The organism is Pantoea sp. S61, from assembly GCF_016625145.1.
Classification (GTDB): domain Bacteria; phylum Pseudomonadota; class Gammaproteobacteria; order Enterobacterales; family Enterobacteriaceae; genus Pantoea; species Pantoea rwandensis_B.
Map to the genome: position 1 here is coordinate 1 of NZ_JACVUO010000027.1, position 16,634 is coordinate 16,634.

The 16,634-nt window shown below is 49.4% G+C and carries 16 protein-coding genes and 1 pseudogene; 7 read left to right on the top strand and 10 right to left on the bottom strand.

What is annotated here, in order from left to right:
* The 4 genes and pseudogenes from IAE30_RS27490 to IAE30_RS27505 all read left to right on the top strand — a co-directional run.
* Positions 1 to 352, top strand: a pseudogene (locus IAE30_RS27490) (ThiF family adenylyltransferase); the annotation flags it as partial.
* On the top strand, positions 349 to 1,584 hold the full coding sequence (locus IAE30_RS27495; RefSeq protein WP_200681375.1) for an MFS transporter: 1,236 nt from the start codon (positions 349 to 351) through the stop codon (positions 1,582 to 1,584). The pseudogene IAE30_RS27490 and the gene IAE30_RS27495, both read left to right, overlap by 4 nt.
* Positions 1,581 to 2,387, top strand: coding sequence for a class I SAM-dependent methyltransferase (locus IAE30_RS27500; protein WP_200681376.1), 807 nt, complete (start codon positions 1,581 to 1,583; stop codon positions 2,385 to 2,387). The genes IAE30_RS27495 and IAE30_RS27500 overlap by 4 nt, the downstream gene beginning before the upstream one ends.
* Positions 2,372 to 4,138: a GNAT family N-acetyltransferase gene (locus IAE30_RS27505; protein ID WP_200681377.1), complete on the top strand. Its 1,767-nt coding sequence runs from the start codon at positions 2,372 to 2,374 to the stop codon at positions 4,136 to 4,138. The genes IAE30_RS27500 and IAE30_RS27505 overlap by 16 nt, the downstream gene beginning before the upstream one ends.
* Before the next feature lie 766 nt (positions 4,139 to 4,904).
* On the opposite strand, the gene IAE30_RS27510 is transcribed toward IAE30_RS27505, so the two are convergent.
* Complete coding sequence (locus tag IAE30_RS27510; protein ID WP_200681378.1) at positions 4,905 to 8,024, bottom strand: hypothetical protein; 3,120 nt, start codon at positions 8,022 to 8,024, stop codon at positions 4,905 to 4,907.
* A 274-nt stretch (positions 8,025 to 8,298) separates the two neighbouring features.
* Between IAE30_RS27510 and IAE30_RS27515 the strand changes: the two genes are divergently transcribed.
* Both IAE30_RS27515 and nadS read left to right on the top strand, forming a co-directional pair.
* A complete protein-coding gene (locus IAE30_RS27515; RefSeq protein WP_200681425.1) occupies positions 8,299 to 8,631 on the top strand; it encodes a type II toxin-antitoxin system RelE/ParE family toxin in 333 nt (110 codons plus the stop codon).
* Between the two features lies 1 nt (position 8,632).
* Positions 8,633 to 8,917: a NadS family protein gene (nadS, locus tag IAE30_RS27520; protein WP_200681379.1), complete on the top strand. Its 285-nt coding sequence runs from the start codon at positions 8,633 to 8,635 to the stop codon at positions 8,915 to 8,917.
* Positions 8,918 to 9,008: 91 nt separating this feature from the next.
* On the opposite strand, the gene IAE30_RS27525 is transcribed toward nadS, so the two are convergent.
* The 7 genes from IAE30_RS27525 to IAE30_RS27555 form a co-directional block, all read right to left on the bottom strand.
* Entirely contained in the window at positions 9,009 to 10,409 is a 1,401-nt protein-coding gene (locus tag IAE30_RS27525; RefSeq protein WP_200681380.1) for a HEPN domain-containing protein, read from the bottom strand.
* Positions 10,399 to 10,593, bottom strand: coding sequence for a hypothetical protein (locus IAE30_RS27530; protein WP_200681381.1), 195 nt, complete (start codon positions 10,591 to 10,593; stop codon positions 10,399 to 10,401). Before IAE30_RS27530 ends, IAE30_RS27525 begins: the two co-directional genes overlap by 11 nt.
* Before the next feature lie 24 nt (positions 10,594 to 10,617).
* Positions 10,618 to 10,875: a hypothetical protein gene (locus IAE30_RS27535; protein ID WP_200681382.1), complete on the bottom strand. Its 258-nt coding sequence runs from the start codon at positions 10,873 to 10,875 to the stop codon at positions 10,618 to 10,620.
* 28 nt (positions 10,876 to 10,903) lie between these two features.
* Complete coding sequence (locus IAE30_RS27540) at positions 10,904 to 11,434, bottom strand: phospholipase D family protein (RefSeq protein ID WP_200681383.1); 531 nt, start codon at positions 11,432 to 11,434, stop codon at positions 10,904 to 10,906.
* Positions 11,435 to 11,876: 442 nt separating this feature from the next.
* Positions 11,877 to 12,110, bottom strand: a complete 234-nt coding sequence (locus IAE30_RS27545; protein WP_200681384.1) for a KTSC domain-containing protein — start codon at positions 12,108 to 12,110, stop codon at positions 11,877 to 11,879.
* Positions 12,111 to 12,311: 201 nt separating this feature from the next.
* The gene (locus IAE30_RS27550; protein ID WP_150059851.1) at positions 12,312 to 12,914 is read right to left on the bottom strand and encodes a DUF2913 family protein; all 603 of its coding nucleotides are present in this window, start codon (positions 12,912 to 12,914) and stop codon (positions 12,312 to 12,314) included.
* Positions 12,915 to 12,987: 73 nt separating this feature from the next.
* Positions 12,988 to 13,266, bottom strand: coding sequence for a DUF2767 family protein (locus IAE30_RS27555; protein ID WP_200681385.1), 279 nt, complete (start codon positions 13,264 to 13,266; stop codon positions 12,988 to 12,990).
* A gap of 409 nt (positions 13,267 to 13,675) precedes the next feature.
* On the opposite strand from IAE30_RS27555, the gene IAE30_RS27560 reads away from it, so the two are divergent.
* Complete coding sequence (locus IAE30_RS27560) at positions 13,676 to 13,876, top strand: hypothetical protein (RefSeq protein WP_200681386.1); 201 nt, start codon at positions 13,676 to 13,678, stop codon at positions 13,874 to 13,876.
* A gap of 220 nt (positions 13,877 to 14,096) precedes the next feature.
* Here the strand turns inward: IAE30_RS27560 and repA are convergent, their stop codons facing one another.
* Both repA and IAE30_RS27570 read right to left on the bottom strand, forming a co-directional pair.
* Positions 14,097 to 15,032, bottom strand: coding sequence for a plasmid replication initiator RepA (repA, locus tag IAE30_RS27565; RefSeq protein ID WP_200681387.1), 936 nt, complete (start codon positions 15,030 to 15,032; stop codon positions 14,097 to 14,099).
* 747 nt (positions 15,033 to 15,779) lie between these two features.
* A complete protein-coding gene (locus IAE30_RS27570; protein ID WP_200681388.1) occupies positions 15,780 to 16,583 on the bottom strand; it encodes a DsbA family protein in 804 nt (267 codons plus the stop codon).
* Positions 16,584 to 16,634 lie beyond the last annotated feature (51 nt).

Sequence of the window (16,634 nt, forward strand, 5' to 3'; positions counted from 1 at the left end):
CATCAATGCGGGCTATGTTAATGACATCGCCGTTTTTGGTCCGCTTTATATCCCGGGAAAAACCGGCTGTTATGCCTGCCATTCCTCCGTTGGCGATCTGCCAGAAATAAAAGACAACACTATACACGATGCATGCAGGGCAATTAATAACAACTTCAAGGTTGCGACTTTTCCACCGGTGAATGCTCTCTCTGCTGCCCTGTGCGCAAATGATGTCCTAAAATTTCTTGGCGGCTATGGCCAACCTCTGTCAGTCAATCGTCGCATCGGGATCTGGAGTGACCGGCTTTTTACCGAGGAACGGGCGCTTGATAAGAATCCACACTGTGCCATCTGTGGTGAGCATTCATGAATGTCCCGAAAACTCTGGCAGTGACTTACGGTTCATATAATGCCGTACGTATGCTGATAGGTGTTTACCACGCTGTATTTCTGTTATCCACCGGTGTCAGTCTGCCGCAGCTTGCCTTGCTGCAGGTCATTTTTTCAGTAACAATCCTCACCCTCGATTTTCCGTGTGCGGTTCTGGCGGATAAATATCACAGAAAATACTCTGTCGTTGGAGGGGTTGTTCTCACGGCTTTATTCTATCCCCTTTGCCTCCAGTCGCCGGATATGGTTTACCTGGCTGTCTCTGAGGTAGTATATGCGGCGGGGATCTGCCTTATCACGGGGGCAATCGACGGATGGGTATACCATTCTCTTGAAAATGAAAAAGACCGTTTTTCTCACTACGCTCATCTCTGTCAGAAGGTTAACTCCTTCGGAAGCGTTATAACAGGCATCGCCGGCATTGCCACAATTTATTTTTCAGGGAATTTTGCCACCGGATATACAATTTCCGGGTTAATGATGATTGTCATTGCGTTTGCCTTTATTGCCACTCCGGAAAAAAACAACATCATAAATGAGGGAAATAAGAATAAAAGTTTCATTCAGAATGCTCAGGAAACATTATGGATATTTAAAAATACCGCCGGCGGCTCCCTGTTTATTCTTCTGACCTGTTTTTTCAGCGCTGGTATCCAGATCATTTTTCATTTCTGGCAGCCAATCATACTGTCAAGGCAAAACACCGGACACCTGGATACCACACAGTTGCTGGTTCTCATGCTCTGTCACATAGGCGCATTCTCAGCGCAGTACGTTGCTAACGCATTTATGTCCCGGCATCACGTATCGGATCATAAGTATACAAAGCTGATTAAGCACTTTTCATTTATAGCTTGCATTATGTGCATTGCTTTATACGGACTGGTCATTGCCGGGCAGACCTATTTAGCCGTCATCGCGTTCTCCCTGATTCATGGCTTTATCTGCACCGTACCGGTCGGTGCCAAAAGCCTTTTCTTTTCCGAGCTCAATGACCAGCAGACGTCGTATGTCTCGGGAATTGTCGGCGCGGTCTCATTCAGTGGCCGCATTTTTTCAGTCATCGTACTGAGTATCATTTCATTTCTGCCTGAAGAAATCCCGCCAGTCAGCTATCTCATCTTACCGACCGTTGCCTTTTTACTCTGTGGCCTGGTAATGGTTCGCTGGTTATCCGTCATCAAGAAGCAATTCAATGAGGAAGTGACATGAACGAACAAGCTCATAAAGCTATTACCCCTGAATTTCTCCGCTCCATGAGCTATCCGGATTTTGTGGCCCTAATGAAGCAGGATAATACGCCTCCGGGTAGCGCCTACACCGTTGATTACTGGATCGAACATGCGGGCATCAGCAATAATTCGGTCCTGCTGGATCTTGCCTGTTCAACCGGTTACAGCTCCCGGTACTGTTTCAGCAAGACGAGCTCTTCTGCTGAGGGAATTGATATTTCTGAAATAGCCATCAGCACCGCCCGTGAAAAAGCAGCCGCGATGGGCGCCCAGGATAAATTACGCTATCAGGTGTCTGACGCTTGCAGTCTTCCTTTCAGCGACGACACCTTTACGCATATTCTCGGTGGATGTAACTTCGCGTTTATTCAGGAAAGAAGTAAAGCGCTGGCTGAAGTGGCACGGGTGCTGAGACCACAAGGCGTAATCTGTACGTCAAATTTTTACTACAGGAAACAACCCGGCCAAGAAATCATCAACAGTGTTTACAATGCGATAGGGTTCAGACCCGACCCTGACTGGACACTTAAATACTGGCATGATTTTTTTGCACGAGAAGACCTTGAGTTATATCACGAAAAAAATCACGAGTTGTCGTCTCAGCCCCAGGAGGAGCTAAAAGAAAACCTGCTGCGCTATGTCTCCGCTGAGAATGAATTTACCCGTGAGTTAGACGAAACCACTCAAAATGCTTTTTATGAGCGCTATCTTGCTATCCGCGAACCTCTCAACGATCAACGCGACTATCAGGGGGTAACCATACAGTTATGGCGCAAAAAATAGTTAACCAGCGCATCATTGCGGCAGCTCACGCGCTTGCCGCACGACCGTCCCATGCGGAACGCCCTTTTTTTATTTTTGATGCTGATACGGCCCTGAAACAAGCCCGGCATATGACTGCGGCCTGTAAAGCGTATTTCCCGGATGCCGTTATTGCAGTTTCGGTTAAGTCATGTTCTCTGGGGATATTTCTTCGCCTGATTGCAGAAGAGGGACTGAGCGCAGAAGTCTGCTCTTCAGACGAGTTTAAGCTGGCCCTGAAGGCCGGCTTTACCGGCGATCGAATCATTCTTGACGGCCCATATAAAAACTCAGAGGATCTTAATCTGGCACTGGATAAGGAAGCCCTGATCCATGTCGACAGCGCCCATGAGTTAAGTGAAATTAATCAAGTACTGTGCGGTCAAAACCGGAAGGTCGGCATTGGCATAAGGCTGTCACACTTCTACAGTGACTCACAGCGCTCCCGCTTCGGTGTAACCGCTGAAGAGTTCAGGAATGAAATCATTCCTCTCCTGACCACCTGTCCTGATATCAGCATCAGGGGATTTCATCTGCACGCCGGGTCCAACCTTGAGAACCCATCAAAAGTTGCGGACAGCCTCCGGGAATGGCTGCCGTTTCTGATAGAAAACATGCCAGAGGGGGGCCATCTTGATATGGGCAGCGGATTCCCGGCGGACTCGTTTTCACCGGATCCGGATGCAGCAACTGCGCAACCTGAAGAGTTTTTCAGGGCTATTTTTAACGTTCTGGCTGAGTATGATCCTGCTTTACCTGCGAAGTGGAAACTTATTTTCGAACCCGGAAGAGCCCTCAGCGAAGACCACGGATATGCGGTTGGGAAAACGGTCAGTATGAAAAACCGCTATGACTCAGAGGTCATCCAGACAAATCTCGGGATCAACTGGATACCTTCCGTGCATAACTGGCACCATTCCCTGTTGCCGTTAGGCAACAGGGAGTGCTCCTCGAATGATACTGCGCAGATACTTGCCGGTTTCAACTGTTTTGAGAACGACTGCCTTTTCCCCAGAGGGGCGCTTCATCTTGGTGAGAAGCAGTTATTTATTATCCGCGGTTGCGGTGCATATGATTTACAGACGGCTAACGAATGGACCCGGACTAAGCCTCCGGTTTATGCCCTGCTGAACGAAGAAATCATCACTGCAAGGCTTCCGTCGCCAGCCTTACCTTCTGCCATACTGGATCTTATGCATGCTGAACAGTCCATCTGCGTTGATAAGAATATACAACTGGCCCCGGCCTCTTCCCGCTTTGCCGCAGAGCTTTTCAGCGTGGTTGATAACAACCGGGAAGAATTCAGCAAATTTATGGCATGGCCCCGGTTTGTTAAAACGGTAGATGATGAGTCCTGCTTTCTTGACGCCTGTCTTTTGGCTCATCAGAAAAATGAGGGAAAAACGTATGTTATTTTATACAACGATGCGGCAGTGGGCTTACTGTCATTCAACAGTATCGACAGCGCCAATAAAACCGCATATATCGGATACTGGCTCGATATGAGGGTGCAAGGTCAGGGGGTAATAACCAGAGCCCTGAACGCGCTGGTAAAATATTATTCTGACCGAAAATTAATGAACCGGTACGTAATAAAGTGCTCAGTGAATAACAAAAAAAGTAATGAAGTCGCCAGACGCTGCGGTTTTGTCCTGGAAGGAAAAATGCGGAAGGCCGAGTTACTTAACGGAACTTTTCACGATCAGAATATATACGGTCATATAGCGCCGTGACGGGGCCCCCATAAAGGTCTCTTTAACCCTCCGGTCGCGAATAAATGAGTTTTTCAGAGCGGGTTAACCGGTGCCGGTGCCCGGGCATAACCTTATTGTCCTGATTGGAGTGATTCTTCCCGGGCGAACCTCGCCCGGAAAGGGTATCGCGCGGGGTAATCTTAAATTTTTTGGGCATTTTGCCCGTAGGATTTTAATGTCCGGGTGGTTGAGTTGCTCGTGACCATCTGATGATACCGCTCAGAGCTTAATATCTACTCTGGAATCAGCACCCTGATGCGGATTGGTTCACCTCAGGTCCATGTAAGGCCTGTATAAGGAGAGACTCTGAAAACTACATATTGTTTCACAAATAATCGCTTCAAAAGGGTTTTAGAGGTCTCGTGCAGTATGAATTTCAGGCCTGTTCAATAAAAGCACCTTCTGTTTCGGCCTGTAAGTAGTGTTACCAGGCTTCCGAAAACTTCACAACACATGTAGGGCATGCATCAAAATCACCTTAATATACTGATTTAAATATATATTTTATAAAATGGCATTTTTAACTTCTTGCCTCTGAATTTTTCCTTTGGGGCCACTTTCCGGATCCCATAATGAGTATGTAAGGTGCTAAGCCGTCCTCAATCCTCCATAAATTCATAAACATGGGCTCTACACCGCTTCCGCCTTTTTCCGGATCTAAGCAGAAGAAGTGAGCAAATTGTTAGTACATTATTAATTCTATGGAAAATTAACAGCGCTTCCAAAATGTTCGCCGTGCTTTTGTTCAGCTATGTTCAAAACGGGCCACTAATGGCCCGGTAATATCCATCTCCATTTCCCAGAGCGTTTTCATAACACCTTCAAGTGGATCGGCGCTGCTGCGGTAGAAGGTGTTGAAAAGGGTTCCATCCGGATACTTGAACAGCCTGAGTTCACCAAAGGATTCAGCTCTGACCATGAGCGAAAATTCCTTTTCAGAATTGTGGACAAGGTAAATAAGGCAGTTATTTATTCTGACTGGCAGAGAACCGATACCTCTGGCGTGAACATCTACATGTATGCTTAATGCCTCATGCCTTTCCGGCTGATAGACCAGCTCCCTCAGCTCTTCGTTGAAGCGGGAACCATAGATCACCAGAAAGTAATTATTCTGCTCTGCGGAAAGTTTCGCCACTTCCATTAACAGCTTTTCGAGGGCATTAACCTGCATCGTTAATTCGGTCCTTGATTGCCACAGTAAATAATGCAGTCTATGGAGAATATTTCTCTTCACCTCAGATACAGAGGGGAACTCTCCGTATACATTCTGATTAATTTCTCTGGCAACATAGTCTTTGGGAACAGTCACAGGAATATATCTCATGATCCAGTTGCGATCACATTCTGAACTTTGAGAAAAGATTATATTTTTAAGTAAAGTATCATCGGATAGTGCTTCCGGAAGTTCTCTTGTCAGACGATTGTCGATATTTCTGAGTCGTTCAAGGTCAACCTCAGCAGCAACGATATCTGCCGATTTGCTACGATTGAAGACTTCAATATATTTATCCAGAACATCATTAAAGAAAACCACATTCGTTGCATATTCTGCTTCTGAAATGATGTAGCCTTCATAAGGGATTGATGGGTCCCGCTTCAGTCTTTCAAGAATAAAAATAATTCTTTCTTTACCGGAATAGGAAAACAACCCCTCCGCAAGGGCTTCATTAAGCCGCTGTGTAACATGTTCAGCAGGTTGGGCCAGCTTGATAGCAAGCAAGGAAAACGCTCCGTAGAGGCTTCCAAAATCCTCAATATTAGATGTATAAATACGCCCATGAATGTAAGGTCTTTCATTATAAGAGTTCATAACCTCTATTGATTGTGATAACCCGCCATACCAATTTTTTTCAGTTTTAAGGCGACAGTGTTCAATTCTCAGTATCATGTCAATGATATCGACAGACCTTCTGAACGCAGGTGTCAACGTATCATGGGTGTCTCTGTCTTCATATAATTCAGACGTAATGAGATGATTAACAAGATCAGCTAAATCTATTTTCTCTTGTAGTTGGAAATGCGCAATCAGATAGCCTGCCATCAGCAGGCGTAAGTCAGATAAGGCATTTGCAAACATAATGGATAAGGCGGCCTCTCTGCTATAAGGAGTTCCCCTGAGTAGAACTGCCCACTGCGGTTCTGTTTCCTCCAAAGACAGATAATCGGGAGTCAGGAAGAAACTGTGCCAGCGGTATTCTTCCTGCCAGTGTCGTGAGAACCGGCTCTGGTTCAACCACAGACAGAGAACGTCGTTAGCGTGTCGTGCGGAGTAAGCATTATCTGCAACCACAGATGGGATGAGCAACCGTGCTGTGTTATGCAGATGATAGACAAGGCGGCCTGTATAATCTTCGTTTCCGGGTTTGCCAATGATCGAGCCCATACTCCAGCCCTCCCAAAGGCCAATAAAATTGCGGACTAGTTCCTGATGCGTCTGCTCCTGGCTGGCAGAAAGGGTGACGCCTAGTCCTGATTTCCACTCGTTTAACACATGCCACACTCTGAAAAGCGAGAGTAAAAATTGTCTAAAATCGGTAAAACGCGTGCTCTGTGTTTGTATGTATACATGCAGTGGTATTTTCATTGATTCATGAAAATATTCGCCTGAAAACTCTGTTGATTTTACGGATTCACTAACAAACCTTCTCAAATCATAATGGAAGGAATCACTGAATGTATGGCTCACTCCCGATTCTTTTACTTCATCCAGATAATTTTTATCGATCCCGTAATTGTAACTTCTTTTGATAGAGGTATAGGTATCTGTTAATCGCTCAATTCCTGCTCTGAAGACGCTAATATTTTTATCGTTAAGTGCATCGTATACCTCACCAAAGAAATCAAAGGTAATATTATCCAGATTACTTTTTTTCTCAGAATACCCCATCACAAAACAATGCCTATATAACCAGCGCCATAAACTTGAAACAGGCATGACTCCTTTCGATGATAGCAGAGTTATTTTACCAGAATTTCGCCCAAAGGAAGGAAGAAGAATAATCGACGCATCATATCCACTCATCGATTTAAGTCGTCTTAACAGGAATAAAAGAGGTTTTAAATAGATATCTTTGACAACCTCGTTATTGCGTATAGCAAATATAACATGGGTCATCTCTTCTTTTTCAGGGAAAGAGTATGGAAGTATTTTAATACTACGCAGGTAATTTTCACCTATGTAACCCCCCGGATAGCGGAGCCATTGAGTAATATATTCATCCTTAATGTAATTATCGACCACCTGTGACAAGAAATACTTATTCATAAGACGATCACGTTTTCTCTCATCCAGAACATTTAAACTGGTGACGAAAAACCAGATTGACAGGAAAATGTTTAATAACATCCACAAAAAAGCTGTTACGGCGAAAGAAGTATTAAGATATCTGTCTCCGAGAGATAACGTCATACCGCCTAACACAATAAACGCTGCAAGTGAAAGGCCACTCAGGCCAGAAAACATATACCCGGAATGAAGCTGATATGCGGCTTGGATATGGATCCTTGCTGATTTCTTTTGAAACAGAACGCTTATAAGACCTACGACCAGCGGAAAAACAATACCGATAATAGTCAGCTGGCTCCCCAGTAAATTAGACATCCAGTCCGAAAGCTTGGTAATGTCCTTAAAATGCTGCTGAGCGAAAGGTTGCAATACAGGGCGAAAATACTGCACCACTCCAACCGACCCGAAGGCTGCAGACCAGAGAACCAGCATGGCGCGGATGTAGTGGGTGGAGCAGGCAATAAGTACTTTCTCCGCCGGGTTCCAGCGGAGCTTTTTGTAATCACGATTCGACTTCAGGCTCCGGCGGAATTCAGTTCTGACCTGCCATGAGATACTTTTCAGAATTTTTCCAAACATAGTTATCCTGCGTCTTCCATAAGAAATTCCATGAATAATATGCGTTAGGTACTATTTTTCCAAGATAATGTGCCCCGATGCCCTTTATGTAAAGTTAGTCACCCTATTATCAAATATACCCTTTTCCGGATCCTGTGGCGGGAAACATCTAAGTTGTTATTTAGGTTCATAAAAAGAGGGTTATTTTCTGCATGAATCACATATAAGTCATTGTGAGCTTGACGAGTTAATGAAAAGGCGTACAATGTACACCATGATTAAGCAGGAGGCTCAATTGAGTAACGCGATCGAATTTATTGAAACACCAATGTTTACGCGCCAGATAAAGGATATCGCCACCGATGATGAACTCAGGGAACTACAATGCGCTTTGATTGAGCATCCCGATAGTGGAGACCTGATTCAGAAGACCGGAGGGCTTAGAAAAATCCGGATGGCAACAGGAAATCAGGGAAAGAGTGGCAGTGCTCGTGTCATTTACTTTCTGGCTAGTGCAGAAGTGATTTTTCTGGTTTTAGCATATCCTAAAACTGTTAAAGACAGTTTGACTGAATCAGAAAAGGTGGTTTTGAAAAAGCTTACTAAACAGTTGAAAGGCGAGGTATAAAATGAATTTTTTTGAAGATCTTAAAGCTTCGCTCGAGGAAGCGGTGGAAATACGCAATGGAAAGAAAGCTCCATCCCGGACGGTTAGATTTGAGCTGGCTGACGTAAAAGCTCTCAGGGCCAAGCTTAATGTTTCACAAAGTGAGATGGCCACTGTATTAGGAACCAGCGTTGACACAATCAAAAGCTGGGAGGCCGGGCGAAGGAATCCGACAGGTTTGGCGGCTAAAGTTCTGGCCACAATTCAGGCAAACCCAGAATTTTTCAGAGAACTGGCAGCCCACTGAAAATCATCTACCAGATAGATTAATATACACAGCGGCCTATAGTCATAAATAGATGAGTATAGGCCACTGCACTTGTCATTTTTTAGAATTATCAAACCTTCTTTTTTTCAGTCTTTGACAATGCGTATCCAAGTTTCATTTTCAGAGGATTTGCAGTCTCAGTAAGTAGGCGATGGAAATTTTCGTTATTTAATCCCGCAATAGTATAGAGATGAAATAGAATTACAATTTCAAGAACAAATATCAGCTTTACTAATGCTTCACCATTTACCGCCTCTCGTTTACTTAATGGACTATAGTGAGTTAGATAATTTCTTGTTGCGGTAGTTTTCCTGGCTATTTTTTCAACCCCTCTTTTTCCGCCTAAGTGTTCATGAAAAGGCATAAAAAGATTAATTAGCCGATTATTGAGACTTAACTCATTACCAGTCAAAAGCCTTCCCATTAACCATTTCCTGTGCGTCTCCGGACAGTTTTCAATAAGCGTGTTTACTAGTTCATCGTACTTTCCCTCGTCAATATACTTCTCTGATGTTGTGTTTCGGTGCAATATCTCAAGTGACTGAGCTAAAGTCAGAAATCTGGCCTCAATTAAAGTCTGCCGACCCGCAATATATGAAAAATACAATTGTATTGCTGACTCGATTTGAGTGTAGGAATTAATCCACTTATTAAGAATGCAATTAAAGGAAGCGGCAATGTTTTTATATTTAAAAAGCATGTCATTTGCATTTATTTTTCTTTTATTTACACTCGATAAACTTTTATAAAATACATTAACGCATATTGAATTTTTACTTTCTTTATTTCCCATAATGCAAGAAAAGCTGGTTATCTCGCTTAATCCATTGTCTGGCAGAGATAGCGTTATGAAGTTAGATAACTTTGCAGCAAAAGAAGTGAAGTATGATAACTCCATACTTTTAATCGGTATTATCTTAATAAAAGCTTGTTGTGTGTAGCCTGCCTCTTTCAAAACTGGATATCCAGGCAAAGTGTATTCATAATCAATTTGGACTATCGTTCCATCTTCTAAACTGGACGAAATAGCTTTAGGCTTCGAGTAAGATATTGTATGTTTCTCATCAGGATATTTTGTATCTACTGTAATACCTGGTGTATCCATCCACTCATCAAGATAATCGCATTTTAATCGACATTCTTTGAAAAAGTTTTTTTCCGGCTCAGTTAAATGAACGCCTGAATAAATCATATTTGTGATAATTTTTGAACGATTAACACCCGAGAAAGATATGTTGAAAACAGATACGAATGAATTTAAAAGAGTCAGTTCACCGAGTTTCTCTACAACTCCGAGTATTACAGGATATCTCTTTGATTCAGAAGAAAAATTACCTCGTTCAAGAAATCCATATAAGTCAACACGCATAGCTTCTTCATTGTTGATTATAATTTTACCAATAACACGGTAGTCATCACTATCAGGAAGCCAGAATTCTCCCTCACAAATAATTTCTTCCTCAATTCTCATCTTTAACACGTCCTTTAATATTGTAATCAGGCTTAATGTGGCTGAAAGACGGTTTACTTTTTAAGTAACACGCTTTAAAACCAACCTTGCTCTTTTCAGGCCCAGCGGTCGGGAACGCCGCCTCGCACTCCCGCGTGCCCCAAAGCCCGGCGAACCGGACGGGGTATATTTTCTTTGCCGCCATAAGCTGAGCCTCCCCGCGCCGCAGTCATGCGATTGTCTTTTCACCCCGGTTGATCCGGAAGAGTACAGCGGTCAGCAGCACCAGTCCCGCACACAGGGAGAGAGTCAGCACGTCTGGCTGAGTAACGCTGGCAAGCCCGCGATACGCAATGGCGGCCAACGGGCCTGCTATAATCTGAAGAATAATCGTCCTGCTTCCACCGCTGTAAGTGGACAGTATAAAAGGGAAGATGCCGGAGACAATACCGGCTATCAGGAATAATGCTGTTTCATACGTTGTCATATTATTTTCCCTCTCCTGTTGATTTATTTCATTCAGTCCGCGGACAGGTGACCGGCACGGATTCATTCCAGAGCCGGTTAAATTCTTCCTGATACTCACGGGCGATACCGGGTTCATCCTGAATGACCAGCGCGTTCTCCGCATTTCTTTTTTCGGCAGAAAACGTGTAATTAAATGAGCCGGTTTCCACCGCGCTGCCGTCGGTTATCATGAACTTATTATGCATGATGCTGTACATGCCATTAAGGCGGACGTCCACGCCAGCGCACGCGAGCTGTCCCACCAGAGACCAGCGGTCACGACTTTTCTTTTCGTCGGCGACCAGACGGACCTTCACGCCGCGCGCGACCGCGTCGGACAGCGCCTGCGCGACCGGACGGCTCGTGAAGTCATAGGCCGCCACGTCGGCGCTCTGCCGCGCGCTGCCGGTAAACTGCAGTATCAGGTCCAGCGCCGTCCCTCCGGGTGAAAAGCCGGCCGTTACGGAAGCCTGCGCACCCTGAATAACGGAAACGGTGACGGATAAAGCCATGAATAACGCATATTTATTTAACATCATCTGTCGCTCTGAAATAAGCTTATACGATTTTACTATCCTGCATGATTTTATATAAACCGGTTTATGTTAATCCATTATAAACTTTCAATTACCGCTGAAGAATCCCCGAAAAATGACGATAACAGTTAAGTATCAGAGAGCAGGTTATATGAACGAATTTCACGAATTAAATATCATGACCTCACGCGGCGATATTCTCGGCGCCTTTTCGCTCATCCGAAACTGGCATGAAAACGTCGCCCGGAAAATCATGAAAAAAGCGGGCTACACGGTGGCGCCGCACACGGGCCGTGCGTTCTGGACGTGGGTGCAGGAGACCCTGACCCGGGCGGCCCGCGAGCGTCGCTGCGGTTACCAGGCGCGCGCTGAACGTCGGGCACCGGTGCGCCGCTGGCGGGAGCAGGCTGCGGAAGACTTTGAAGCGTACGCGCGGATGATGGCGTCAGACGCCGCGCCGCAGACTGAGACTGCCCCGGAGGGAAATATAGCGGCCCTCGATGCTGCTCCTGAAAAAAACGTCGCCGTCCGCGGCCGCGCAGAACGCCTGATACACCTTTGCCGGCACCGCGAGCCAGCGCCGGCACGCGCCGTTCCGGTACTCCAGCTCCAGCACGCCGGTGGTCGGATCGTAGCCCGCGCTGCGAAACAGCTGCGACGTCACTTCATGCCTTTTCATGGTGTACATCCTGTCGGGGCCATCGCTCACGTGGCCGCTAAAAAAAGTGGGGTGCCGCCAGGCAGCGCCCCGTTCAGGGAATGAAAACAAACGATTTATTATTCTGCTTACGCGGGTGTTATCGGCCGGCCGCCCCGAAACCTGAGCTAGTGCGTAGGTTCACTGTAGCCTGTAACGTCCGTGACCATTCCAGCCCGCGCATCACGCTGCGCTGAATCCGTCCGCAAGCAGGTGGTGCAGATGCTCACCAGCCCCGCCGGCCGCTTCCCGGCGCCACCCCGAGCGCTGCAGCAGCTTATCGAGCGCGGGCAGCTCGCCGGTAATGCGCGCAGGCAGGGGAATGCGCTGACGCCCGCGTTCGTCAAAGCCTGCGTCCAGCGCGTGACGGTTCAGGTAAATGCCCGATACCGACGGGGTCAGGCGCAGCTGCCGGCGGCCACTCCATTCGCTCTCTGCCAGCACCATGTAAATCCACCCGGTCAGCTTCACCGCGTGCAGGGCGTGCTGTAACCGGAACAGGTCGTTCTGCGCCTGCAGATGGCCACTACTGGCGCGCCACAGGTAGTCGAGCTTGCCGGGCAGGTCGGCGCGCAGGCCCTTTTCCCGCCCTTCTTTCAGCAGCCAGCTGATGTCGCTGGCGAGCGCACGCGGAAACCGGCGCTGCTTTTCGGCGGTGGCCAGCCAGCGGGTCAGAAACAGGTTGTCCTGCGCGGGCGAGGTCGTAATACCGTCCTGCCGGGCGGTATTCAGCGCAATCAGCCCGCACCAGGCGAGGTGACTGACGTTCAGGTTGTCGTTATCCATAAGCCGCGTCCTTCATGCCGGACCACAGGAAAAAGTGGCCCTGAAATCCGGCATTTTATGACATCACCCGCCCTCAGAGAACCCTGCCATCTTCGTCGCGGTGAAATTCCACCTTATCCCTGTCCGGAAGGATTTCCAGCATATCGATCACATTCTGCATGGCCCGCATGATGCCCGGCGACCATTTACCCGATATGGCCAGCTCCTCGCGAAAGTAACCGGCAATCCGTAGCCGGGTGGTTTCAAGACCACAGTCGGCCAGCGCGAGCACGACCGCTCCCGTCATCCGGTAAACCTCTTCCGAATCCGAATCCGAATCCGGATCCTGGTGCTGCTGTTCAGTATTCTGCATAGCATTAACCTCTCAGACGTAGCCGGACGGGCGAGCAGTGCGCAGCCTGTCCTGTGAATGCCGCGTGAGCGGCATGGAGGCGCCAGAAACCGTTCAGGACGGCACCGATGCCATCGGGCGCCGTGAGCCCGGCGGAGCCGGTTACAGGGCCAATGGTGGCAAAAGCCCAACCCCGCCCTGACTGACGCCGTTTAAGCAGCAGCCTGTCAGCAGCTTATCAGTCTGATGGTCGCAGACGAAAGAAAGAAACCGCAGGCCTCTGGCCATACAGCAACTCAGACTCCGTAGTTACAGCATCCATTTATCAGCCACTGCAGTTCCGGCCCGTAGGGCCGGGCGGCGGCGGCTGGTCAGTGGGGGCAACCGGGCTTCAGGCCCGGCACGGTTCTGGGCTGAGAGGGGCGGGGTGGTGCAGAACTGGCTGACTGCAGTGAATTCTTTGTCTGTTGTAACTAACTGCACGGTCCGGGGCCCGCGTGAGCGGGAGCTGCTTAAAGATTCTGAGCGGCGCGGACGCCTGCGGCCGCTGCAAGCGAAGGCCTTATTTATCTCCGCAGAATGCCTGCATGAACACCTTATTTATCTTTTTGATTATTTCTTTCTGACGTAAGTCAGGAATGTCTTGCGGGTAATTTCAGGTCTGTTTGCAGGTAAGTCACGCTTTACGATTGCGGGTAAGTGTGGATAAAAAAATCCGCGACCGGAGAGCGGCGCGGATGGGGGATATCTTGCGGGAAAATCAATGCCGCGGCGGGCCGGAAACGCGCGGTTTACTCTGCGGCACAAACGCCTTTACCGCCAGTCAAGGCGGTAAAAGTCGGAGGGATACGTCAGTGAACGACGTCGGGCGGGGCGGGCTCGTAGCCGAGACCGAGCTCCAGCTGGTTGAGGTTCTGCCACACCAGGCGGTCAAAGGCGTCCGCGTCGGTGTTCATCAGCTCGTGGTTCGGCAGCGTGCGGATAAGCCAGCTGGCCATCGCCGTACGGCGCTCGTCGAGCGGCAGTTTGCGCAGCTTTTTGCGGCGCTTCTCCTTCACGGCCTTCTCACGCCGCTTCAGCAGCGTGGCCATGCGCATGTTCTCATACCAGCGCCGGCGCGCAGCGCGCACCGACTCGTGCGTGCCCGGCTCAGTGATGCCTTCCGCTTCCGCCTCAAGACGCTGATTGCGCTGGACGTAAAGTTTGTCCATGTTGACGCCACACAGCTGCCAGAATCTGTCGGTGAGTACGATATGGCGCGGCATCCAGTACGCTTCGACCGGATCCCACTCAAGGTCCGGGAGCTCAACCAGCCCGAAGCGCTGCAGCTCGGGCAGCAGGCGCGACAGCCGGGCCGGCTCTACCCGTGTGCCGGGGATGACGTCGCCGTTCTCATCTTTCGGGCTGAGTTCGGCGGCCAGACGCCCCACGTTCATGGTGACCACCCAGGTGGCCATGTCGGCGCGCTGGACCAGCAGCGGGATCAGGGCGTCGATGAGTGCGCGGCGCTCCGGCCGGAAGTCTCGCTCGCGGCCGGCCGCGTGGCGCAGCCTGACGAAATAGGGATTACGCGAGAGCCGCTGGCTCAGGCGAAGCTGACCGGTTGATTTGTCCCTGGCGACGAGCCGGCGCATGGCGTGACCGAACTCACCCGGCAGCGGGCGATAGGACTGAGGCGCAAACCACACGGGTTCAGGGCACTTGCAGAGGACGGAGTGATCGCCGCGATGGCGCCCGTCGGATTTGGGGTTCGGGCCGTTTAACCCGATTAAAGTCTGGTCATTCACCCTGTCCCGTACTTATGGCGGACAGGGGTTGTCTTATGAACTGCATGCGTTATAATCCTTTGCAGGCGCAGCGCCTGCTTTTGGACCCCCTGATTTCTGAATCCTCCGCCAAGATGATGACAGATTTCGGGGGGTTTTTGCATTCAGAGCCCGGTCAATCCCGCGCTCCGTACCCTGGACGTTTTTACGGATACGTCCCATCCGGTTGATTCTTCCCCGCGCCGCGCATGTCCGGCCACAGGTTTTCGCACGTCCTCATCGTCGACCACCACAGTACTCAGATAAGGATCAAAATAAGATCGCCGCCCGGCGAATTCTGAAAAGAATACCCATCTCAACCGGTTAAATCCAGCACAGATTGCACATAGCACGAATCGTATGGATAAAAAAAGTTCACCGATAAATTTTACCGTGATCCTCTTCACATCTGCGGGCTGACCTGACTCCGTTCTGCGCCTGGCGGGGCGTAGGAAAACATCAGCAGGCACGGGAAGGGGATAAGGTTTCGTTACTCAGCGAAACGATCGCGGACGATCTCTGTTCAGGCGACGGGCAGGGCGGTCAGGCTGAGGCGTACCGCAGCGGCGCGAGGAACGAACAGCCTGAATGACGTGGCCGTCATGAAGTAAAGGTTCTGGCGGAACGGCCGATACTTCACATAAGGCCGGCGACTCCACTCGCAGGACCGCATTGATGAATCCATTTTCCCGGCACACGTGCCGGGATTTTTTTGGACATCTGAAAGGGTTACTGAGCGTTGCCGGACGCACGCGCAATGGCCTGCTGCAGCACCTGCTCACTGACCACGCCCGGGATGACGGTGGTGTTGTCTGCCGTGGCATTTTCAGCGGGCATCACGATAATGCCCGGCGTGCCCGTCAGCCCCAGCATCTCCGCCAGCGCGTCGTTGTTTTCGATGAGCCTGTCAGAAGCGGCACTGTCATCACCGGAAGCCGCTCCTGCGCCGGCGGCGGTGGCCACCTTTTCAATATCCTCTGCCGTGAGTTTCCCCTCGTTGTGCCCGGTCCGGTAAATGCCGTTGTGGTAGTTCATATACGCCTCAGCCCCCTGCCTGCGGTAAATGCCCAGCCCGCGGTGAGAAGCCTGCGTCGATTCAGGATAGCGGGCGGCAAAGATGGTCCAGTCGCGGAACGCAAAGCGCACGCCGGCGTTCGCGGCCATGACCTTTTCCATCACCGGCGCCATCATGCTGCAGGCAATGCATTCGTAGTCAAAGAACTCCGTCACGATAACTTTTGAATCCCTGGGCCCGCTGACGGGCACGCCGTCGAGCTGCATCAGCAGACGGTGGGCCTTCAGCGCGGACTGGACGTAAGCCTGCTGCTGCATCGCCTGCTGGCGCGCCTGCAGCTTTTTGCTTACCTCGATCAGTACGTCAGGGTGTGCCACCAGGTAGTCTGCGGCAATTTCCCCGATGCGGGCCTGCTGTGCGGGGGTAAAGTCTGCTGTGTCAGCCGCATCCGATGCGGCTGAGGGCAATGCGGTGCTCATGGCCAGCACGACGGCGGCCAGTTTCAGGAATGGTTTCATGATTTCTCTCATAAGCCTGCACGGGCAGGTGGAAGGTGAGGTGGCCGCACA

Coding starts and splice junctions, on each gene's coding strand:
- IAE30_RS27535 (WP_200681382.1), bottom strand. CDS start 10,875: ATGACAACGTATGAAACAGCATTATTCCTGATAGCCGGTATTGTCTCC.
- IAE30_RS27495 (WP_200681375.1), top strand. CDS start 349: ATGAATGTCCCGAAAACTCTGGCAGTGACTTACGGTTCATATAATGCC.
- IAE30_RS27525 (WP_200681380.1), bottom strand. CDS start 10,409: ATGAGAATTGAGGAAGAAATTATTTGTGAGGGAGAATTCTGGCTTCCT.
- IAE30_RS27505 (WP_200681377.1), top strand. CDS start 2,372: ATGGCGCAAAAAATAGTTAACCAGCGCATCATTGCGGCAGCTCACGCG.
- IAE30_RS27530 (WP_200681381.1), bottom strand. CDS start 10,593: ATGGCGGCAAAGAAAATATACCCCGTCCGGTTCGCCGGGCTTTGGGGC.
- IAE30_RS27550 (WP_150059851.1), bottom strand. CDS start 12,914: ATGGATAACGACAACCTGAACGTCAGTCACCTCGCCTGGTGCGGGCTG.
- IAE30_RS27545 (WP_200681384.1), bottom strand. CDS start 12,110: ATGAAAAGGCATGAAGTGACGTCGCAGCTGTTTCGCAGCGCGGGCTAC.
- IAE30_RS27555 (WP_200681385.1), bottom strand. CDS start 13,266: ATGCAGAATACTGAACAGCAGCACCAGGATCCGGATTCGGATTCGGAT.
- IAE30_RS27540 (WP_200681383.1), bottom strand. CDS start 11,434: ATGATGTTAAATAAATATGCGTTATTCATGGCTTTATCCGTCACCGTT.
- IAE30_RS27570 (WP_200681388.1), bottom strand. CDS start 16,583: ATGAAACCATTCCTGAAACTGGCCGCCGTCGTGCTGGCCATGAGCACC.
- IAE30_RS27510 (WP_200681378.1), bottom strand. CDS start 8,024: ATGTTTGGAAAAATTCTGAAAAGTATCTCATGGCAGGTCAGAACTGAA.
- nadS (WP_200681379.1), top strand. CDS start 8,633: ATGAATTTTTTTGAAGATCTTAAAGCTTCGCTCGAGGAAGCGGTGGAA.
- IAE30_RS27500 (WP_200681376.1), top strand. CDS start 1,581: ATGAACGAACAAGCTCATAAAGCTATTACCCCTGAATTTCTCCGCTCC.